This window comes from Paenibacillus albidus, from assembly GCF_014644435.1.
Classification (GTDB): Bacteria; Bacillota; Bacilli; order Paenibacillales; family Paenibacillaceae; genus Paenibacillus_AQ; species Paenibacillus_AQ albidus.
On record NZ_BMKR01000006.1, the window covers coordinates 16309 to 37204 of the forward strand.

Annotated in this window: 24 protein-coding genes and 1 pseudogene; 6 read left to right on the forward strand and 19 right to left on the reverse strand. The window is 45.8% G+C overall.

The genetic code is table 11. The annotated features are described in order from the left end of the window. Both IEY53_RS08235 and IEY53_RS08240 read right to left on the reverse strand, forming a co-directional pair. Window positions 1-396, reverse strand: coding sequence for a hypothetical protein (locus tag IEY53_RS08235; protein WP_189023817.1), 396 nt, complete (start codon window positions 394-396; stop codon window positions 1-3). A 369-nt stretch (window positions 397-765) separates the two neighbouring features. Beyond that, a complete protein-coding gene (locus tag IEY53_RS08240; RefSeq protein WP_189023818.1) occupies window positions 766-1032 on the reverse strand; it encodes an XRE family transcriptional regulator in 267 nt (88 codons plus the stop codon). 172 nt (window positions 1033-1204) lie between these two features. On the opposite strand from IEY53_RS08240, the gene IEY53_RS08245 reads away from it, so the two are divergent. Then, complete coding sequence (locus tag IEY53_RS08245; protein WP_189023819.1) at window positions 1205-2011, forward strand: hypothetical protein; 807 nt, start codon at window positions 1205-1207, stop codon at window positions 2009-2011. A 219-nt stretch (window positions 2012-2230) separates the two neighbouring features. Then, window positions 2231-2482 (forward strand): helix-turn-helix domain-containing protein, encoded by a 252-nt coding sequence (locus IEY53_RS36035; RefSeq protein ID WP_373293825.1) that lies wholly within the window; start codon window positions 2231-2233, stop codon window positions 2480-2482. 267 nt (window positions 2483-2749) lie between these two features. Here IEY53_RS36035 and IEY53_RS08250 read toward each other — a convergent pair whose 3' ends face one another. The 4 genes from IEY53_RS08250 to IEY53_RS08265 are packed head-to-tail and all read right to left on the reverse strand — an operon-like array spanning window position 2750 to window position 4445. Then, window positions 2750-3130, reverse strand: a complete 381-nt coding sequence (locus tag IEY53_RS08250; RefSeq protein ID WP_189023820.1) for a hypothetical protein — start codon at window positions 3128-3130, stop codon at window positions 2750-2752. A 22-nt stretch (window positions 3131-3152) separates the two neighbouring features. Further along, window positions 3153-3296 carry a cyclic lactone autoinducer peptide gene (locus IEY53_RS08255; protein ID WP_189023821.1) on the reverse strand — a complete coding sequence of 48 codons (144 nt, stop codon included), beginning with the start codon at window positions 3294-3296 and terminating at the stop codon, window positions 3153-3155. After that, on the reverse strand, window positions 3293-3820 hold the full coding sequence (locus IEY53_RS08260) for an accessory gene regulator ArgB-like protein (RefSeq protein WP_189023822.1): 528 nt from the start codon (window positions 3818-3820) through the stop codon (window positions 3293-3295). The genes IEY53_RS08255 and IEY53_RS08260 overlap by 4 nt, the downstream gene beginning before the upstream one ends. Beyond that, on the reverse strand, window positions 3813-4445 hold the full coding sequence (locus tag IEY53_RS08265) for a hypothetical protein (RefSeq protein ID WP_189023823.1): 633 nt from the start codon (window positions 4443-4445) through the stop codon (window positions 3813-3815). Before IEY53_RS08265 ends, IEY53_RS08260 begins: the two co-directional genes overlap by 8 nt. Before the next feature lie 193 nt (window positions 4446-4638). On the opposite strand from IEY53_RS08265, the gene IEY53_RS08270 reads away from it, so the two are divergent. Continuing rightward, complete coding sequence (locus tag IEY53_RS08270; RefSeq protein ID WP_229696046.1) at window positions 4639-6225, forward strand: recombinase family protein; 1587 nt, start codon at window positions 4639-4641, stop codon at window positions 6223-6225. A 24-nt stretch (window positions 6226-6249) separates the two neighbouring features. Here IEY53_RS08270 and IEY53_RS08275 read toward each other — a convergent pair. From IEY53_RS08275 to IEY53_RS08285, 3 genes and pseudogenes are all read right to left on the reverse strand, one after another. Then, window positions 6250-6450: pseudogene (locus tag IEY53_RS08275) on the reverse strand (manganese catalase family protein); the annotation flags it as partial. Window positions 6451-6510: 60 nt separating this feature from the next. Beyond that, window positions 6511-6777 carry a spore coat protein CotJB gene (locus tag IEY53_RS08280; RefSeq protein ID WP_189023825.1) on the reverse strand — a complete coding sequence of 89 codons (267 nt, stop codon included), beginning with the start codon at window positions 6775-6777 and terminating at the stop codon, window positions 6511-6513. Window positions 6778-6780: 3 nt separating this feature from the next. Further along, entirely contained in the window at window positions 6781-6993 is a 213-nt protein-coding gene (locus tag IEY53_RS08285; protein ID WP_189023826.1) for a spore coat associated protein CotJA, read from the reverse strand. Between the two features lie 427 nt (window positions 6994-7420). Here IEY53_RS08285 and IEY53_RS08290 point away from each other — a divergent pair, with 427 nt between their 5' ends. Together IEY53_RS08290 and IEY53_RS08295 are read left to right on the forward strand one after the other, a co-directional pair. Further along, window positions 7421-8449: an HD-GYP domain-containing protein gene (locus IEY53_RS08290; protein ID WP_189023828.1), complete on the forward strand. Its 1029-nt coding sequence runs from the start codon at window positions 7421-7423 to the stop codon at window positions 8447-8449. A 12-nt stretch (window positions 8450-8461) separates the two neighbouring features. Continuing rightward, a complete protein-coding gene (locus tag IEY53_RS08295; protein ID WP_189023830.1) occupies window positions 8462-8746 on the forward strand; it encodes a hypothetical protein in 285 nt (94 codons plus the stop codon). Between the two features lie 368 nt (window positions 8747-9114). Here IEY53_RS08295 and IEY53_RS08300 read toward each other — a convergent pair whose 3' ends face one another. From IEY53_RS08300 to IEY53_RS08310, 3 genes are all read right to left on the reverse strand, one after another. Then, complete coding sequence (locus tag IEY53_RS08300) at window positions 9115-9450, reverse strand: hypothetical protein (protein WP_189023832.1); 336 nt, start codon at window positions 9448-9450, stop codon at window positions 9115-9117. Further along, window positions 9447-12278, reverse strand: a complete 2832-nt coding sequence (uvrA, locus tag IEY53_RS08305; RefSeq protein WP_189023834.1) for an excinuclease ABC subunit UvrA — start codon at window positions 12276-12278, stop codon at window positions 9447-9449. The genes IEY53_RS08300 and uvrA overlap by 4 nt, the downstream gene beginning before the upstream one ends. A 135-nt stretch (window positions 12279-12413) precedes the next feature. Further along, window positions 12414-12929 carry a CarD family transcriptional regulator gene (locus tag IEY53_RS08310; protein ID WP_189023836.1) on the reverse strand — a complete coding sequence of 172 codons (516 nt, stop codon included), beginning with the start codon at window positions 12927-12929 and terminating at the stop codon, window positions 12414-12416. 492 nt (window positions 12930-13421) lie between these two features. On the opposite strand from IEY53_RS08310, the gene IEY53_RS08315 reads away from it, so the two are divergent. After that, window positions 13422-13724: a putative quinol monooxygenase gene (locus IEY53_RS08315; RefSeq protein WP_189023838.1), complete on the forward strand. Its 303-nt coding sequence runs from the start codon at window positions 13422-13424 to the stop codon at window positions 13722-13724. A gap of 223 nt (window positions 13725-13947) precedes the next feature. On the opposite strand, the gene IEY53_RS08320 is transcribed toward IEY53_RS08315, so the two are convergent. The 7 genes from IEY53_RS08320 to IEY53_RS08350 are packed head-to-tail and all read right to left on the reverse strand — an operon-like array spanning window position 13948 to window position 20861. Next, entirely contained in the window at window positions 13948-15045 is a 1098-nt protein-coding gene (locus tag IEY53_RS08320; RefSeq protein WP_189023840.1) for a CehA/McbA family metallohydrolase, read from the reverse strand. Then, complete coding sequence (locus IEY53_RS08325; protein ID WP_189023842.1) at window positions 15042-15524, reverse strand: hypothetical protein; 483 nt, start codon at window positions 15522-15524, stop codon at window positions 15042-15044. The genes IEY53_RS08320 and IEY53_RS08325 overlap by 4 nt, the downstream gene beginning before the upstream one ends. Continuing rightward, window positions 15514-16866, reverse strand: coding sequence for a hypothetical protein (locus IEY53_RS08330; protein ID WP_189023844.1), 1353 nt, complete (start codon window positions 16864-16866; stop codon window positions 15514-15516). The genes IEY53_RS08325 and IEY53_RS08330 overlap by 11 nt, the downstream gene beginning before the upstream one ends. Before the next feature lie 42 nt (window positions 16867-16908). Beyond that, complete coding sequence (locus IEY53_RS08335) at window positions 16909-17808, reverse strand: ABC transporter permease (RefSeq protein ID WP_229696047.1); 900 nt, start codon at window positions 17806-17808, stop codon at window positions 16909-16911. Continuing rightward, entirely contained in the window at window positions 17805-18962 is a 1158-nt protein-coding gene (locus IEY53_RS08340; protein WP_189023846.1) for an extracellular solute-binding protein, read from the reverse strand. Before IEY53_RS08340 ends, IEY53_RS08335 begins: the two co-directional genes overlap by 4 nt. A gap of 18 nt (window positions 18963-18980) precedes the next feature. Further along, window positions 18981-20027, reverse strand: a complete 1047-nt coding sequence (locus IEY53_RS08345) for an ABC transporter ATP-binding protein (protein ID WP_189024308.1) — start codon at window positions 20025-20027, stop codon at window positions 18981-18983. A 9-nt stretch (window positions 20028-20036) separates the two neighbouring features. Then, the gene (locus IEY53_RS08350) at window positions 20037-20861 is read right to left on the reverse strand and encodes an ABC transporter permease (protein WP_189023848.1); all 825 of its coding nucleotides are present in this window, start codon (window positions 20859-20861) and stop codon (window positions 20037-20039) included. Window positions 20862-20896: the final 35 nt, after the last annotated feature.

Below are 20896 nucleotides of genomic sequence, written 5' to 3' on the forward strand. Positions count from 1 at the left end.
TTAGATCACCTTCATCTGGTTCGCAGGCTTTTCTGGTCTATGTTCAGGAATAAACCCTCGTTTCTTCAACTCCATTCCGTACCCTTCCTCAAATAGACGTTTTACCAGAATCGAGATGCATTTTTCATTTACATTTTGGAGGCGTCCCAACTGCTGCAAATAGATTGTTCTGTCATATACATCAGAGGAATCTCTTAAGACGGTGATTTGTTCCCGTTTGATGTGCAATAGTTCAAGCTTTTTGAATTCGATCTCGTAATGAAGAGCAATAATTTCATCCTCATTTGCAGCCACATTATTGAAAAGAACACGACGTTTCTGTTTAATGATTTCAATGTCCTCTCTCTTTTCAGTTATACACTGTTGAATGTTAAGCAAATTCTTGAAATTGGCCATATGTATCTACTCCTTTAGAATTAACGAATAATTTGTGTGAATGGAAATTTGAAAAATATGAGAACTTAACGTTAAATCCATAATCTGATATGCTATATACGACTTACTACAATCAAATCTCCACACCTTGTTCACGGAGTACTTTGACGATCTCCCAACCACAAGCGTGAAATTCTCTCTGCACTTTTGCTATTGCTTCAGGTGTGCGAACTACATAGTCATCACAGAATTCTATTTTGCTCTCCCCGATCCATATCGTTTTTACTACGTTCCCATCCGGGAGTTTGTTTTTTGTCACCGTATTACTACTTAAGGTATGTGCATGTGAGAACTTGGGTAGGACAGTCATATTTTTATACTGCCTCCTTCTTAATTAGCACCGATTATTCGCTCTAATACATCAGAGGAGATTTTTTCACGATAAGCTGCAGCTTTTAATTCAACTGGATCGATATTTAAAACAGCGGCCAACGCGTCATTAAGCTTATCTCCAGCAGGTGGTAATTTACCGTTTTGAAGTTTGCTGATATAAGCCTTATTGGTTTTTTGACCAGAATCCTTAAGCTTCTCTTCAATCTCTCCTAATGTTAGACACTCTTTATTTATTGAATTTTTAAGAAGAGTAGAATATTTCATGATTTCACCATCCTTCGTTGTCATTATAAAATAATGTTGTCAATTACTAATAACGTTATCATTAAATTACACCACATCAAATTCGTTGTCAATAGTTTATAACGAATTATTCGAATACTATCGTTGACTTTGAATGACAACGAAAGATAAAATACATATCAGAGGTGAAAACATGAAGTACAGAGACTTATTAAAATCTTATATTGAGAGTTCAGGTTTAAGTCTTAGTAAAATAGAAGAGAACATGAGAAACAAAGGTTTCTCGACAAATAAGGCATATATAAGTAAGTTACAAAATGGTATTCATCCACCTGCAGGTGAAGATATTACACGAGCATTGGCAGAGGTTACTGGCGGTGATGTCGATGCTTTACTACTTGCTGGATATATAGAAAAAGCCCCCGATGAGATCAAATCGATTCTCACGGAGGCAACTAATACTGGCCAATTATTTGCATTCTTTGCATTACTTATTTCCTATGTAGAGAAGTACCGGTCATCTGGCACAATTGACGAAGAATTACTTCAAAAAATTGAAGTAGCTAATGAATTATTCGGTAGTGAATATAAATACCGGTTAGCAACCTCTTATCTGGAGGGCTTTCCTGAATATGCTGTTGAATTAATCGTTAGGCTTAAACAGCACTTTATTCCCTTAACTGAATCTATTTCGTATCGTGGAGTTAAAATTAACTTTGCTGATTATGTATCCAAAGATAATAAGCCGATTTTTAAGGAAAATCCGTACCCGGAGATACAGGAAGCAACAGAAGCTTCGGCAATAGAGAACATGAAGAATGAGCAACCAACTAATTTCATCCCCATGCCTAATTATGAGGAAGAAATAGACAGTGCAACACAACAAAAAATTATGTTTTTTGAAAATCTTGAGTCTGATTTAGGACTTGACCTCACTGATCCTGAGATTCAAAAAAAACTCAAACGCGCCGCCAAAATCATCTTCTCCTCCGAAGACTGATTTAGCCTTAATGATTAGATTAGACGTTTGCTGTTTCGATATGTTCAGTTCTTTCGATAAAAGCTCTAACCTTTTTTCTATACAGTATGACCTATCCATCGGCCTCACCATCCAATTCTTAGGTGATATTTACTACCAATCCTAACACACGAACCTATGTTCGTAAATAATCTTTGCTTTTGTTCGTAGAAATAACATAAACAAAGAAGGAGCAGCGCGATGCGGTATGAACCGGATCGATGTCGCCTTCTGGAACTCTATAAAGAAACAGGGATATCTCAAAGAGAGGTTCATATCAAAACTGGATATCCCGAGAGCCAACTATCTGACTATGCACATAATCGCACAACTATGGGCTTTGCAACAGCCATGACAATAAGCAAAGCTCTGAAGCTTCCGAGTTGCGATCTGTTATATACATGGCGTGAGGTGGCAGTTTCTAAAAAAATTCCTAAGGTGACGCGGAGGTAATGCCTCCCGATCCGGCAAAAACTTCAAGAAATCTTGAAGTGAATATGCCAACAAATAAGTAACTCTCTGCTCTCACAAAATGCTAGGTTCACAAATGCGCATTCAGATATTTGTCAACACTCGTTCGTAATTTGAATATACCTATATTAAATACCAAATTGTGTATGCTGTACACTGTATTTGGCTGGACAAATTTTTCAAATAAGTGTAACAAAAACTGTTTACTTTTCTACCTTTTTATGATAGAAAAAAGAGCCCTTGTGGACTCTATGCAATAGTTATAGTCGGGTTAAAAGAAACTATCTGATCAACTACCTCTTTAAATCTACAACTCGCTATCATACATCGTTTAGACTTATTGGTTATTTTTCGATCGAAGTACGCTATCTTCAATGTTTTATCAAGTACCTTCACCTTATCAAGGTTCATTGAATTACTCCGATCGACAATCTCAAATCTATATCCACTACATTTTAGAACTTTATTCCAATATTTTAGAGTGCCAACCATGAAGTAGATATTCTCTTCAGTATGTACCGTAACCTTATCTGAACTCATTGCAAAATTAAGCATCAATATGAGTCCAGCATCAATATTTAGAATTCCAGATTTACCTTCGGGATCGCGAGTTACGGTAAGTAATGCCACGTCCCCCACCCCCCACCTCAAATTATTTAAGTAGTTCTTCAGGAACTTCTGCCGAATATACATACCATGCGCTATTTGTACTTACAGTTCCAAGAGCTACAAGACCTAAAAGTGCAGCCACATTAAGCAATGCATATCTTTTAAGTTTAAAGTAAGTATTTTTCATGGGCGCTCACCTCCTTTCAATCGAATTAAAGAAATGCTTTGAGCGAAAAATGTAGCTGCCAGCACGGAAGAGCCAATAAATAAATTCAAAGCCACAATAATGAGTGAAATAAATTTTAAAAGAGGGTAATACTTTTTGGGCGTTCTTGATTGCTTTTCAATATTTGAAGGAGCATAGACGCCCACTAACACCAGGCTTATCAGTCCCATCATAAAGATATGTTTATACTGAAGGTCTGCTAGGGAGATCACAGTTATAAGCGCTGTAGAAAATAGCACACATTTCATTCCAGACTTCATATGATAGCCTCCTGACGCTTGCCGCAACAGCGGAAACGCCAGAAGTCCGAGGATTACTTCTGTAATTCTTCCTGTAAAGAATGAGATAAATAACGATAGAACAATGATCATCACCGCATTAATAATTACTGAAAGTGCAAATTTCATTACCGCTGTTGATGTAGGGCTTTCAGGCACATTTTTTTTTATACTTTCAGCCATTCTTAAGGCAAGGTATTCAATCACGTTCTTTCTCCTTTTTAATCGCAAAATAGGTGAAGAATATCAATGCAATGGATACATAGATCACATCAGTTGAACTACTTCTGTTGTAAAGTAACCAAACAGATGCAACAAGTGCAATGCCGATCAGTAGACATACATATAATGTCTCACGTCTCAATCTCAGTTTTTCAAATTCAAAGGTGAACCCTCCACCTAACGTATAAAACATCCTCGCTCCACCAATACCTAAAACGCTACTTATCAATTGCAGAAAGTAGCCCTTCTCCGGATGTGAGGTCAATTCGGAAACAGATAAATATCCAAATGATAATTGAACTAAACCAACTTGCAATAAAACAAAGGCAAAGTAACCCATGACCGAAATAACAGCTGACCATATAAGAGGTATTCGAGTTAAGGTAGTAAATAATAATATGAATAATAAAATGTTAATAAGAGGTACAAACGCTGGCAATTCTAGATCTTTCCTCAGAAAAAAACTCTGTAAATCCATCAATAAAATAATAAATAGTGCCGGGAAAATAATTTCAGAAGGTCTTAATCTAAACAGAGCACAGGTGATGAAATAAATAGCTATAAACTCCAAAGTTGAGAAGAAAACAAACCCCATAGGTTCCCACGACAAATCATAACACCGCCTGACATAATTTTCATTCAATACATTAATTATATATCTGCTCCAAGGATTACGTATACTACTTATTTACTACGGAATAGGTCTATCTTCCGCGTTGCCCTATTAACGGAGGTATGGTCATTAGCTTCCATCTGCTTTACAATAATCACATAGTTTGCTGTATTTATTAGGAGGGACAATTTTGGATTTAAGTACATACTTTGAAAAATATGCCCTTTACTTACGTAAGTCTCGCGCTGATATGGATGCAGAGGCCCGCGGTGAAGGCGAAACTTTAAAAAAACACCAAACAGCTTTATTTGCATTGTCTAAGAAAATGAATATTAACATCTCCAAAGTATATAAAGAGATCGTTTCCGGAGAAAGAATTGCCGATAGACCGGAGATTCAGCAGTTACTCCAAGATGTTGAAGATGGCAAGTGGACGGGCGTACTGGTCATGGAAATTGAGCGCCTTGCACGTGGTGATACTATGGATCAAGGATTCGTTGCGCAGGCCTTTAAGTATAGTGGAACAAAGATCATCACTCCAGTTAAAACTTATGACCCTGACAATGAATTTGATGAAGAATATTTTGAATTTGGACTCTTCATGTCTCGCCGAGAATATAAAACTATTAACCGCAGACAGCAAGCCGGAAGAATACAATCAGTCAAAGAAGGAAATTACATTGGTAATATCCCTCCATATGGCTACATAAAAATACGTTTGGAGGATAAGTCCTATAGCTTAGCCCCCCATCCTGAAAAAGCACCTATCGTTAAGATGATTTTTGACATGTATACCTCTCAGAATATGGGTATGGGCAACATTGCCAAGAAACTAAATCAATTGGGTGTTCCTACAGCTAAAGGGTCTTTATGGGTTGTCGCAACAATCAGTGGAATCTTACAAAATCCAGTTTATAACGGGGAGATTGTGTGGAACCGGCGTCCTGTTAAAAAGACTCGCAAAGATGGAAAAATGCTAGAAACACGCCCCGAAGTTTCAGAAGACATGTGGATCAGAGTGCCTGGTAAACACAAGGCTATTATTACAAAAGAGATCTGGGAAATGGCGCAAAAAATATTGAAAGGCAGATATCATGCACCAGCACCTTCAGGAATAATAACCAGTTCTTTAGCTGGCTTAGTCAGATGCTCTTTGTGTAGGCATTTGATGGTACGCCGCCCCTATTCAAATCAGTCTGAGCCATCCCTTATTTGCGTCACTCCAATGTGTAATCAAGTCAGCTCACAATTTGTGCTTGTGGAAGAACGAATTTTAGAAGGATTACGATTATGGATTGATCAGTACAAGGCGCAGTGGAGCGAAAATATACCCATTAACTCTGGAGATTCTGAAGAATTAATAAAGGCCAAGCAGCAAATTGTCAAAGAACTAAGTAAAAAAGTTAATGAGTTAAAAAAACAATCAAGTGCACTTCATGATCTACTAGAACGTGGAATCTATACTATAGATGTGTTTTTAGAACGTTCTCAGAACCTTTCTGAACGAATTGCCGAAGCAGAGAGGGGATTACTCTCAGCTCAAGCTGATTTGGAAACAGAGGAACATCGTAAAGAGGCTAAAACGGGGATAATACCACAAGTAGAGCGTGTACTTGATGTTTACAATCAAATTGATGATGCGACGAAACGTAACGGCCTACTTAAGTCGGTGTTGCAAGGTGTTGTATACAACAAAGAGAAGCGTGGCCATTGGACGCAACCAGAAACAATGAGAAAATTCGATCTTAAACTGTATCCGAAATTACCGGAATCTTGAGATTGTGTCTAACTGATAACCTCAATGAGCGAATTCTTCTGTAGAAATGTCGGTGAGCACACCAATCACTTTATCGGGAATCGCATACCGCTGGTTCATGTAGCGCAGCGCCGCTGCCAGCTCACCGTCTGCTCCCCCGTATTGCTCCATCAAATACCGCGCCATCCGCACGTCGCATTTGCTGACCCGCACGGGATATTGCAGCTTTTTCTCATAGATCCACATGGGTAGACCTCCCCCTCCTTGAGCATAGAATATTCACTGCGATGGCTCCGTCTCCCGCCTTTACACCTGCCAAGGCCAAGGGGGCTGATTCCATTCCCACGGACATTTGGAGTAGGCACGGCCGAAGTTTTGCAGTGGACCATACAGCTCCTGGAATTGCTTGGCCAAGCGGGTGCGCTCTTGGGTCAGCTGATTAAATTGCTGGATGCTTCGTAAATCATCGGGATGGGTGTCCAGATACAGATTGAGTTCGACCAGTGCAAAATCCAGAATCTGCAACTGCTCCAGCATTTCGTAGTAACGGGGTTCGCAAGGATTAGCCTCCATGAACTATCTCCCTCCTTGCTTGGATTCATAGGGGCTGAACAATGCCGGCCATAAGGTGCCTAACCTCAGTGCTTCAGGCAAGGAAAACTGGGGCAGATCCGGCGGCTGGAAGTTGATGAATTGGTTCGGCGGTACAACATACGTCTTAAAGGGCACTGGCGGGCAGGGATCAAACGGACCCCTGTAGGGCTTATACACCCGTTCCTGCGATTCCATAATTACAGTTCCTCCTTTATTCCTCTTCCCTTGGTCGTGAGACCCTAATCATTCTTCCCTTAACTAACTTATGACAGCGTCATACATTATAAAACGATGTTTTCAAAAAAACTCTTGTTCTATAAGAAAAATGATTATCACAGAAGACAAGGAATAATATATGCAGAATGAGCCCGGTCAACGATCCAGCTTTGACAGTCCTAAATACCTAGCATACTAGACGTTGCAGTTCAATTTCCATAGCCATAAATAGGCCTAATCCATCTTTATTGATACTTACGATTCATTCTTTAGATTTCACCTAATATTTTTGATTGATTGAACCGTAATATTTTTCATGTTCATTTCACGAGAAAAACAGCAGCCTATGACGACCTTGTCTCTCGATGATTGAAGTGATTAATGTTAAGGAGGTAATAAACAAGAGATGTCGGTTAAAGAATATGAAGAATTTATAGGGAAGCGCTTAACAGAAAACATTTACCACGCCAATGGAACTTTATTAATTTCGAAAGGAACAGTTCTCCTAGAAAGCCATATTAAGAAGCTGGCCAATTTTAGAATTAAGACTGTTCTCATTCAAACTATTGGATTAAGCCCTTCAGAATCTCCAATGTATTCCCATGAAAATGCAATTCAGACTGAGAAATATCTATCGGAAATTAATAAATACATTCAGTCGAACGGTGTTGTCCCGATTGCTGACATAGAAGAAAAGGTCCTCCCTTTCATTAGGAAAACCGCAAAACGATATAATTTATTCCAAGTGTTTTCCGAACTGCAGCAAAAGGGGGACTTTCGGTACGAACAAAGCATCGGTGTAGCGGTCATTGCCACGTCGCTTGGAGAGCGTCTGCAATTGGATGAAGAAGAACTGGCTTTGCTTACAACTGCGGCGACGCTCTATGATATCGGCACAGTTAAGCTGCCCTCTTCCTTGATTCAAAAACCAGAAAAATTTGACACCCAAGAATTCAACATGATGAAGAAGCATACTGTTTATGGTTACGAGCTTTTGAAAAATTCGGAGATTGATCCCCGGGTTGCACTCGTAGCTCTACAGCATCACGAGCGGGATGACGGTAGTGGATATCCAATGGGTGTAAAAGGAAATCAACTCGACCGGTTAAGCAAAATTGTGGCTCTGGCCGACGTGTATATGGCCTTGATATCGGATCGCCCCCACAGACCAGCATTCACCTTTTTTGAGACAGTTAATGAAATTCACAGACAAATAATCCTAAATCGATTCGACCCCGTTATTGGTTTGACATTTCTTGATATGATGCTTTCCAGGCAAGTCGGCTGTGATGTCATTTTATCAGATGATCGTAAAGGCAAGATTCTCCTGACCAACGTCAACCACCCAACAAAACCGCTCATTGTTTTGGAGAATCATGAATTTCTTGATCTCAGAAAAACGGGTGCTGTTATAATTAAAAAAGTCATTGGATGAGGAGTTGTCTCGATGCTTGACCTTTCACTAAATCAACCGCTAAAAACAAGCTTACTTATTCCAGAAGAATACTTGATTCAGGATGTTGTATTTTTAATGGAGATTGATACTTCAGGAAACAACCAATATGCAACTCTAAAACTCATTAATATTTTACGTCGTAATGGATTACATACGATTGAAGATATATTGAATTCAAAAGCGAAACACATTCAACTCATGAAAGGCGTTGGAGAAAAGTCTTTTTTAATGTTGTTGGAGCTGCTGAAGGAGATTTCCAAAAAGAAGCATAATTGAACAATACATAACCCGAAGAGATGCAAAACAGAATCGCCAGCTTCCTCTGGGGATACAGTATACATTCGTGGAGGAGTTTATGATGATTTTGAAATTGCAAAAAACGATTTTTGATAGGGGAATCAGAATGGTGAGGCAACCAAAATGGGTTTAAAGTCGGCGGATATGATTTATGCTTCCTGTAACTTCCAGCTCTCTTTACAAACACGGTTTAGGTTACCTTGCTGACAAATAAGATTCTGTATTATCCCTACAGACCGAGTAATATTCACAAGGCTGCCGTTTGTAATAATCAAACGACAGCCTTGTGAAATATAACACTAAAAGGTTATATTGAGGAGGTTTTCTTTGAGAGATTTAATAATGGCTCAACTTTTTTTCTTGGATTGGGATGGTTTGCGCCGTGATTTTTTCTGTAAGGCAAGCTTCTCCTCTGCAAGTCTCTGGATTTCTTCCAACCGGCACTGCTCTTGACGGATCTTTTCCTTTGCAGTTTGCTCAGCCTTCAATTTCAAATCCAACAGGATCTCTTCGTGAAGAAGGGGATCAGCTATGCTCAAATACTGTTCAAAAGCCTCCGGATACATAAAGCTCTTTGTCCCCGTTACATCAGCAAATGTAATAGTTAACCGTCCGTCAGTATGGCTTAAAACTGTTCCGGTACCATACCGGATATGTTTAACCTGTTTAGTTGTTAAATTCATTTCTTCTCCAACTCTTTTTTCAAGTATTGTCCGGTGTAGCTCAGATCATGCCGGGCTACTTGCTCCGGTGTACCAGTACATACAATCTCTCCGCCAGCGGCTCCCCCTTCGGGGCCCAGGTCAATAAGATAATCGGCATTTTTGATCAACTCCAGATTATGCTCGATGACCACCACTGTATTGCCGGCATCCGTCAACGAATGCAAGACCTGAATAAGCTGGTGCACATCAGCAAAATGCAGCCCCGTAGTTGGCTCGTCCATGACATAAATGGTAGAGCCGGTAGCGGGCTTCAGAAGCTCCGCGGCCAGCTTGATCCGCTGCGCTTCCCCTCCGGACAGCGTGGTCGAGGATTGGCCCAGTTTGATATACCCCAGTCCGACCTTGCAGAGCGCCTCAATTTTTTTACGGATTCTCGGGATATTCTCAAAGAATTTGACCGCTTCCTGGGCAGTCATATCCAGCACATCAGCTATACTCTTTCCCTTGTAGTGCACCTCAAGCGTCTCGCGGCTGTATCTTCGCCCTTTGCATACACTGCATGGCACATGCACATCCGGAAGGAAATGCATCTCCACACGGATCAGACCCTCGCCTGCACACGCTTCACAGCGGCCTCCTTTGATATTGAAGGAGAAACGCCCCGGACCATAGGCACGAATCTTGGCTTCGTTCGTCTGGGAGAAGAGCGTGCGGATGTTGTCAAAAACACCGGTATAGGTGGCCGGGTTGGAGCGAGGGGTACGTCCAATCGGCTGCTGATCAATATTAATGATCTTGTCGAGATTCTCCAAGCCTTCGATCCCAAGGTGCGCCCCGGCCACAGTATGTGCTCTGTTGAGCGAGGACGCCAGCTTTTTGTACAGGATTTCGTTGACAAGGCTTGACTTCCCCGAGCCGGACACTCCTGTTACACAAGTGAAGGTGCCCAGTGGAATCGACACATCGATGCCCTTCAGATTGTTGGCCGCTGCTCCCAGAATGGACAGCTGTTTCCCGGTCCCGGAACGCCGCGTATCTGGAACAGGAATGCGGATAGCTCCATCCAGATACTGGCCGGTTATCGAACGCGGCTCTGCCTTGATATCATCAAGCACACCCTGCGCCACCACTTCACCGCCGTTAACACCCGCATAGGGTCCGATGTCCACAATCCAGTCCGCCTGCCGGATGGTATCTTCATCATGCTCTACGACAATCAGAGTATTGCCCAGATCGCGCATTTTGCCAAGAGCCAGCAGCAGGCGGTCATTGTCCCGTTGATGCAGGCCGATCGAAGGCTCATCCAGGATATACAGCACGCCCATAAGCCCGGAACCCAGCTGTGTAGCGAGACGAATCCGCTGGCTTTCACCGCCCGATAAGGTCCCGGCAGCTCTGGATAGTGTTAAGTAATTAAGGCCTACGTTAAGCAGGAACTGGAATCTTGCCTCAATCTCCTGCAGAATGGAACCGGCAATCCCGGAGTGCTCAACCGTCAGGGTCAGATTCCTTATACTTTGTAACGCATCCTCTATGGACAAGGCACAGAATTCCGAAATATTCATACCTGCTATCCTGACAGCCAGCACAACAGGCGACAAGCGGTCCCCCTGGCAATCGGGACAAGGCAGGACGGACATATACGTCTCCAGCTCCTTGCGCATGTCCTCGGATGGGGTTTCACGGTAGCGCCGCTCCAGATTAGGGATGATGCCCTCAAAGGACTCTTTCACGTATTTCCTTAACCCTTCACTCGGATGGTACACGTCTAGCTTCTCTCCATGAGTCCCGTACAGAAGTGCGGACAATGCTTCCGGTGATAGCTGTGCAAGCGGAGTATCGAAATCGAACCCATACTTCTTCCCCAGCGCTTCATAATACATTTTGCAAAAGGAATTCGTCTTGACATTGTTCCAACCATTGGCCACAATGCCGCCAGAGTGGATGGAGCGGCTCATGTCCGGGATGACCTTGCCCTGATCGACCTTCAAATAGGAACCCAGGCCGGAGCAGCCGGAACATGCACCTTCATGGTTGTTAAAAGAGAACATACGCGGAGACAGCTCCGGCAAGGAGACCGAGCAGTAAGGGCAGGCGTAGTTCTGTGAGAACAGAGTCTCCTCACCGCTGGCCGTCTGATGAATAACAACCAGGTCACCCGAGAGCGCCAACGCGGTTTCAAGGGAGTCCGCCAGTCTTTGCCGATCTATATCCTTCACGGCCAGACGGTCAATCACAATTTCGATATAATGCTTGTTGTTCTTGTCCAGCGCAATGTCGCCAGTCAAGTGATGAACCTCGCCGTCCACCCGGACCCGGGCATAGCCGTTCTGCTTCGCCTGCTCAAATACTCTCTGGTGTTCACCCTTTTTGCCCCGGATCACGGGAGCCAGAATTTCATATTTGGTGCCGTAGGGCAGACTGCTGATCTGTTGGACAATCTCATCCACGGATTGGCGTTTAATTATTCTCCCGCAGGACGGGCAATGGGGAATGCCGATCTTGGACCACAGCAGACGCAAATAGTCATAAATCTCCGTTACCGTCCCCACGGTGGAGCGCGGATTATTGGAGGTTGTCTTTTGTTCAATGGCTATCGCCGGGGAGAGACCGTCGATCGCATCCACATCCGGTTTGCCCATCAGCCCCAGAAATTGTCTGGCGTAAGCGGACAAAGACTCGACATAGCGCATTTGTCCTTCGGCATACAACGTATCAAAGGCCAAACTGGATTTGCCCGACCCGCTCACCCCGGTAAAGACTACAAACCGGTTGCGCGGAATTTGCAGGCTGATATTCTTCAGATTATGTTGTCTCGCTCCGCTGACACTTATATATTTATGCATGAGGTTCCTCCCGGTATCAGCTGTCATAATTTAATTGTAGCATATGCATGTCAAGTCTTTTTGACATATATTGGTTTTTAAATCAGAATTATTTTCTGGCCATACACATAGAGAAGGCGGATTTCCCCATGATAATCATTTGGTTATCTGAACAGCGGCGTCCAATGACCGTTGCCGGATTTCTTCTCTTACCAGCAGCCCGGCGCCCTCCCCAGACAGCTTATGGATAAGCATCAGCTCACTTTCAAGCAGCTCGATGGCGTGCTCCAGAATGTATTTGTCTTCGGCGTTCACTTTTGTACCATGATCCTTACTGCAGGTGAGATCTCTAATGACCTGGTATAAATCTGACAGCTTTCCTGACTTCAGCCTGTTTTTCAGCAGCTGCTTCCGGTCGCTGCTATTTTGCGGCAGCTGCTTGGATTCGGCAAAAAAGAGCGTTCTCGCTTCTTCCAGTTGTTCCGGAGTGGAAAGCCGGCGCAGCCCCATTTTATCAGCATCGTATAAGGGAATGTAAAGGATCAGGCTGTTCATCTGCATATAGACTTTATAATATTCTCTTGGTGATCCTATAAACTGCATGTTCTCAACAGATTTAATTAAACCCGCACCCTGATTCGGATAAAATACCTTGGCTCCAGATTCTAACATTGTTTTACCTCCTCTTAATGTCCGCCTCTTTAATATCATAATAATATTATCAAAATGATCATATAAGAGCGCCGCAGAGCTTCTTTTTAACTCCACATCCTGAAATAAGTATAGCACACCCCTGTCAAGCCCCCCTCACACATAGCCCACCTGAGAGGGCCGCATACACTAACCAGCAAGGTGCTGTTTACAATACTAACCATTTGTTTCATCTGTGATCACAACATGAATAGCAGCCGGCCAGTAGACAAACTGCTTTTTCATTTTACGCTTTATTTCATATGATCGACTCTCTTGTATTTGGAAGCATTTTTCGTTTGTTTCTTCGCAAGCCGTACGAATCCGGTGACACGAACAAGCATTGAACGAGCTTTACCAATATTGGCTGTTCGGTCATACGTTTGAACAATACGCCGAAGGGGAAACTGCATTTCAATTGCGGAACATTATGATAAGATGAAGTAAATATCACTCGAGAATAGGATGAGGCTCATGAACCATTTTGCTATGTATGGAAAGTTGACGGCACGTCCGGGGCAAAGGGACGCTCTTACAGACATCTTGCTAGAAGCGGCCGATCTGTTGAAAGCAAATAATGACTGCTATTTGTACATAGTCAATGTATCAGACGACGATCCGAATGTGGTGTATGTGACCGAACTGTGGAAAGATGCAGAGGCCCATGCAGCCAGTCTAAAGAATGAAGAAGTACTGGCGTCGATTCAACGCGGCCGGCCGTTGATTGCCGGAGCGGAGCCCATTAAACTGCGTGCCCTAGGCGGCAAAGGTTTGTAGGGTTTTGATGCAATGCTATTCCTTATCAGACTAGTGATTGAATTCCCCAGGAGCAGGTTGCGCAGGCACCTTGATCCTGGGGGAGTAGGCCCCCGCCGGCATCCAGAAACCGAAGCAAAAAGCCATGATTGCTCCCGTCCCCCTGTTCTCTGCAAGAGAAAAGTAACGAGAGCTTCATGGCTTCCAGAATGCAAATTAATGACCTATTCATTCTATTCATAGTTCACAGTGTCAGGCTTCCTTCTTCCACATAAATACAGTTGGTAAAGGCAAGCAATCCTGCCTGGCCGTTCATCGTTCCGTACAACTCCGCTCTGATCCAGCGTTGTCCCGTCATATCGGAACATGTCTTGAAAGCAGCCGAAACCGGAGGGACAATCCACTCGGCTACTATCCCGGCACTGCCGACCAGACATAACTTCAGCTCTTGCCCCTCCAGGCTCCACTGGCGTTTACGCACTTCAAAATCGGCTTCCACGGTAAGCGACAATCGGCTGCCCGCCGAAGGGTCAACCCTGGCTACCTCACCGATGCCAAATGTACGATTTTCTTCACGCCCGGTTTCCCTGGCATACAGCTTCAGAAGCGGACCCTGTGTAACCGAGACCGCTCCCAGCCGGATCGCCTCCAGCAGCTGCGGTTCTGACACTCCTTTCCGCGGGTCCTGCACGGCGGACTCCAGTGCTGCTCCTCCCCCGGCATAACCGGCAGCGGCCTCTTCGTGTACGCCCAAATAAGTAACCGCAAGAGTAGCTTCACTGCTAAGCAGTGAATGATGCCAGTCTCTGCCGCTGACAGCAGGGATGCGAAGACCACGGTTAAGCAGTTCCGTCCAAAAGAGATAAGCACGCTGATTAAAAGCTTTCATGTGAGGTGAGGGGCCGTTCCACACCTCTATATAATCGAGGGCTTTCCACTTTCCGATGGTGAACTCCCAATAACAGCCCGTACATATCGGACTGCCTATTCGAAATGGATGGGCTATGCCTGCAAGTCCCCCGGATTTGTGGATTCCGGCGATCCCCTCATCAATATCATCCGGTCCGGTAAATCGCCAATCGGCGTGATGCAGTACATTCGCACCCAGCGTCAGCATGTGGCCATAAAAAGTGGTCCACTCCAGCCCGGACAAAATGCCGATGCCCCGTTTAGCTTCCACCTGTTCTTTGAAGGCCCAGCCGCTGACGGTATTATGGTCGGTCAGCGCAATCCAGTCCAGCTCCAGCTCACGGGCGGCCGTTGCCATCTCGTCGAGCGTGTGGGAAGCATCACTGTGAACGGTGTGCGTATGCAGTTCGCACGCCACCCAGCGGATCGTCATAATCCATCTGCTCCTTCCGTCTCTGCCGCCTGCACTTGCAGCTCGAACTGACATTTGTCCGTTACAACCTCATGCAGGCTAACCGTCAGCTCCCACAGTCCTGCGGGAAGCGGACCGGCCAGAAATCCCGGCGTGGCCGTCGACTCCGATACAATAATGATCTGCTCCTTATTCGCACGATGTGCAGCCCCGCGAAACCCTGCGGGATCATCCAGTGAGACGGTAAGCAGATTCTGCAAGACAAGGTAATCCGGGTCCGTATATGCTACTTCACGGAGTTCAGGCTCCATATACCGGTCTACGGCCTGCCGGACCAGCGTATTCTGCCGTGCCTCATCCTGCAGAAGCTTGGGTGAGTAAGCAAAGTCAATCCGCAGCTGTCGTGTATTCCGCGGTACAAGAAACCTGTGCACAAGGTGCACATGTCTGTCCGCAGGCGTAATCCTTGAGCTGATATCAAGCAGTGTTTTAGAGTACATACGCAGCATCCGCTTTCCAAATCGTTCTCTCAGGCACTTGCACGGTCAGGTTGACGGAGCCCTCAAGCTCAACGGCCTCTCCGGGTGTGAATAACTCCGTCAGATAGAATAACTTCAGACCTTTCACGAGGATTTCATCTGCTCCTCCGGGAAGCAAAACGACCCGCACCTCTTCTAGTTCCTCCAGGGAGCAGCCTTCCGGCATTTTAACGGTGGTGGCAAAACAAGGGTAAGGACCGTCATACGCCGCACGTTGACCATTCGCCCGGCAATCATTGAAGCTGCTGGAATACCAGCGTTTTTCCCCTCGCCGTTTAACCTTGATGTCGATGGAAGTGCGGCGTTCCGCCACTGCTGCTTCATGTTGTGCAGAGGTCTGAACATACAGATAATGCCTCGGATCGGTAAACTTTATCGTATCCGGGTTGCAGGGGCGCTCCCAGGCCTCCTGCCGCAGAAGCTCCCAAGCCATCAGCTGGTATGTGAACGGATACTCGTCCATTGCACGTTCGCGGGGCTCAACCTCCGGTTTCCAGTGGTAAACCGGGGGAAGCAAGAAGCGGTAGCTTGACACCGGAACGTCCGTCACCATCCCATTGTCCGTAGCCGATTGCAACACTGGATGACCGCCCAAGGCAGTTAGGCCGGCAAATTCTTTGGTTTCATGATGCGGAGCCTGATATTCCGCCTTCACAACCTCCCCCGTCTTATCAAGCAGCACACGGTACGTCCATTCGATATCCGTCAACCTTCCCCATTTGCTCATCAATAGCGGGGCTGGGGTTCCCGCATCCTCATGACTGTATATCGTATGATATTCCAGCAACTTACCGGAAGAAGCATCCTCCATCCGGTAGATCAGCAGAAGCGGCGTGTCCGTGTATCGGCTTTCGAAGGGATCCTGCAAATTGCGGCCATAGAGCACAGGAGCATGGCGGTAGATTAGCCCCAGAGATGTATCCTCGGGAATTACCGCTATCTTCACTCCCTTTATCCAGGCGCATTTGGCCAGCGGCGAGGAATCCTCGCTGAAAGACAACTGCAATTGATGCTCAACGACCTCCAGCCGGCCAAGGAGCCGTGTATAGGCAAACGGCTCCTCCCCATAAAAGAGCACAACGGTCTGATTATATTCTCCGTCCACTTCAAGGGTGAGCAGCACAGATTCCTTATCCGGTAAGCTCCAATGACTGTCGGAACGGGCAAGTAACGTAATTTCGGCATAACCGGGTTCGTCTATCCGAAATGTTCCCGACCACCCCGTGGCCCCGGCAAGCTTATGCCATTCGGGAAGCTGAAGGTGTGTTATCTCCTTTTTATCCATTGTTGTTGTCTTCTCCACCGTAACTCTCCCTCCAGAATGCTTGATTTAATTGCTGCCTGCTTACCTGGCGGCCGGTTCCTCTTTAATCATGCTGCGGATATAGAAGTAGCCCATTCCAGAACAGAGCAGGAACATAAACACCGCCATAGCACTGGCAATCCCTACCTCATGATAGATGGAAAAAGACTGCTGCATGGCTACGCCCAGAACCTGCGGAGCATTGGGTCCAATCAGAAACGGAGCGGTAAACGCCCCGATCATCCCCATAAAGGAAAAGGTAGCTGCTACCAGCAGCGTCTTGTACGTCATCGGCACAATAAATTTCGCGAAAATACTTATTTTCCCTGCCCCTACATCACGTGCGCTTTCAATGACTGAATTAGGGATTCCCGCCAGCGCAGAGCTGAGCAACATGGTTGTAAAGGGGATATTGAACCACAGATTGGCCAGCAAAAGTCCATTGTAATCATAAATAAAACGCGGGAAGCTCTCGAAGCCCAAAGCATTCCCTATTCTCATCAGCCAGCCGTGATTTCCGTACATATTGATGATGCCGTAAGTTGCAATTACGCCGGGAACGAACATAGGAATGTAATACAGCTTGCGAATCCAGTCCGTTATCCGGCCTTCATTGAATCTGAGATATATCGCCAGCAGATAACCGATTAACAGCGTAAGGGCTGTACTGATTAGAGTCAGATTCAAAGTAAACATCAGGTTGCTCTGCATGGCTTTATCAGTAAACAGATACGTATAGTTTTTCAGTGAAAAAGCTCTGTCCGTGTCAAGGAAACTCTCCTTAACCGCAAGCGAAATCGGTATGATTACAGTAAAGACCAGCAGCGCAAAGGAAGGAATGACCATGAGCAAGCCTGTAATGGAGGCCTTCGTCTGACTGCTAATTCCGGTTCGCTCTGTTTTGCCCTTCATTTTTATCAAACCGGCTTTGTCCACGTTCATTGCGTGGCTACTTCCGCTTGCCAGCGTTTGTTAATCTCATTTCCAAGCTCACCGATCTGGAACTGACGGTACCCTTTGGCGACACTTTCGAAATTGGCCTGCAGCTCAGCCGGCATTTCCGACCATTTGATTCCCGGGTATCCGAACATGGTGTTGACGATCACTTCTTGCGCTTCCTGGGTCAACACAAAATCAATGAACTTTTGGGCAGCTTCTTTTTTCTCTGACATCGCCGGGATCGCAAGCATTGCCGGTCCACCTGTAAAAGCAGGCTCAATTTGCGTCAATTTGATATTATCCGGCAAGAGGCCTTTGTTCAGCTGCTCCAGTGCCATATCCGACCAGGCAGGAATCATGTCTACTTCACCAGTAGCAAGGATATCCAGCGTCCCCTGGTTTTTTTTCGGATACACGCCCTTTTGGTACATAAATGGGTGCAGTTCCTTCAGCAGATCAAACCCCTGATTCCACTGCTCCATAATCGCCGGGTCCTGACTGTGCACGGCTTCATCCGGCAGGAAGTTGTACAGAGCGGTTACCACAAATGAACTGCCTGCTCCACCGGTCGCCGGATCGTTGTAGGCAAAACGCCCGGGATTACTGCGAATCCAGTCATACAGTGCATCGGTCGTCTGCGGAGGATTGGCTACCGTGTCGCTGTTATAGGCAAGCACAACCGAAGAAGCACGGTAAGGCACGGCCAGATTTTTAAGGTCGCTCATGTAGCTTTCTTCAATCTTACTGATATTCGGGATAACATCGGTTCCTACAGGTTCGAAGATACCCTCTTTCTCTGCGAGCAGCACATCGCCTCCGGATGCCTCAAAGAGATCGATGTCAACCTTCGATTCGCCTGCCTTTTTGGCCGCCAGCAGCCGATCCATTGTGGACTGTCCGCCTTGTCCGGACGGAATGTGTGTAAGCTTAATGGTGATGTCATCGTTCTGAGCTTCAAACATCGGGACAATCTTTTCCCACATATCCTTTACATTCAGGGAACCCGTGAAATAGAAATTAAGCTCCGTTTGCTCCACCGGGCCTGCGTTATCCCCCGCTGCCGCAGCATCGTTGGCAGTGCCACCCTTATTGTTGCCGCAGGCGGACAACACCAGCATCAGTACAACCAGAATTGAACCCACATATTTCTTGGCCATTTCGTAAATCCCCCTTGATTAAGATGTTTTGGAATAAGCGGTTGCCCGCGAAATACCGAGATGGACCTCTGCTCCGGTAAGCAGGGCACGTGCTTCCTCACGCGGCAGAAACACCTTGGTCATTCCTGCTGGCGTTTCGACCGACACCTCCGCATAATGACCCAGCACCATTACCTGTCTGACGGTTCCGGACATTCCTGCCGCCGAAGGGTCCTGCATGACCATATCCTCCGGCCTCACTGCAACCGTCACTTCACCGGCCAGGCCCTTGTCGTTGCCAAACCTGAGTGATTGCACCTGAATTCCGTCTTTGGAGGCCTGTCCGTTCAAGAAATTCATACGTCCGATAAATTGGGCCACGAACAAGGAGCTTGGCTGATCATAAATATCCTGCGGGGAAGCCACTTGTTCGATTCTGCCGCTGTTCATAACGACAATGCGATCGGATATGGACAAGGCCTCCTCCTGATCATGTGTAACAAACACCATGGTCAAATTCCCGGCTGCCTGAATTTCACGCAACTCCTCGCGCATTTCCATTCTCAGCTTGGCATCCAGCGCGGAAAAGGGCTCGTCCAGCAGCAGTACCTTCGGCTCCAGCAGCAAGGCCCGGGCAACCGCAACGCGCTGCTGCTGGCCGCCTGACAGCTGGGAAGGATATTTTTTCTCCGTTCCTGGCAGCCGCACGAGCTTCAGCACCTGCTCGACCTTTTCGCGGATCTGCTGTTTGCCCGTTTTTCTGAGCTTAAGTCCAAAAGCCAAATTGTCATATACCGTCATATGCGGCCAAAGATTATAGCTCTGGAACACCATGGCAGTCGGGCGCTTCTCCGGAGGAAGATGCAGAATGCTCTGATTCTCAATCTTTACTTCTCCGGCATCCGGATTCAAAAAACCGCCGATAGTGCGTAAAACGGTTGTCTTTCCACAGCCGGAGGGGCCGAGCAGGGTGATCAGCTCTCCTTTGCGGATATCCAGATTAATATCGCGTACACCGTCGCCGGTCTTGTACGTTTTCTGCAAACTGCGGATAGATAGTAGAACTTCCTCTTCCTTCACGTCCATTTTCACTCCTCACTTCATCTGAAATCCGCTTGACATAACATCCGCATTGACAAATCTGCGTGCGCCCATCAGTAAAATAATCGTCGGCAGAGTCATGATGATGGAAAATACAGCACCCGCCGTACTGGGATAATCCTCGACAATGGAATACATCACAAGCGGCATTGTTTTGAAATCGGGAATCCCTACCATGAAAGTGCCTTGCGCCTCATCCAGTGAAGACAGGAAGGTAAAGATCGAAGCGACCAGAATGCCAGGCAGCGCCATAGGCAGGGTAATATGCCAGAAGACTCGGAACGGGCCCGCGCCGACGTCTCTTGCGGATTCCTCCTGTGCCTGGTGGACACTCTTGAAGGCTGCCGCCGGAATCCACGTCATGAACATCAGCGTGTTGACAATGTGGATGAGGACAATACCAAGCAGGGTGTTCATTAAGCCCACCTGGTAGAACAAAACTGCGATCGAGACATAAAGGCCCATTTTCGGAAAAGCATTCGTCAGCAGAAAAGAGAATAAAAACCAGCGGCTTAGCGGAAACCGGATTCTGGCAAAAGCATAAGCAGCCGGAATACAAATTAAAATGGATGCGACCGTAACGATTGCGGCAATTCCAAAGGAAAGCGAAATGGAGGACAACACCTCCTCCTTGGTCAGTACAAAGGACCACCATTCCAAGGACCAGATTTGCGGAAGCATGGCGGGATATTGCCATTTCCCCGAGAAAGCCAGCAGCACCAGGTTAAGCAGCGGACCCAGAAAAAAGAAAACAAATACCAGCAGTACGATAAACTCGAAGATTTTTCGTTTGCCCAGCGATCTTGCATACCACCCCATGAATGTTCCCCTTTCCAGAGTTTTAAGTTACTTGT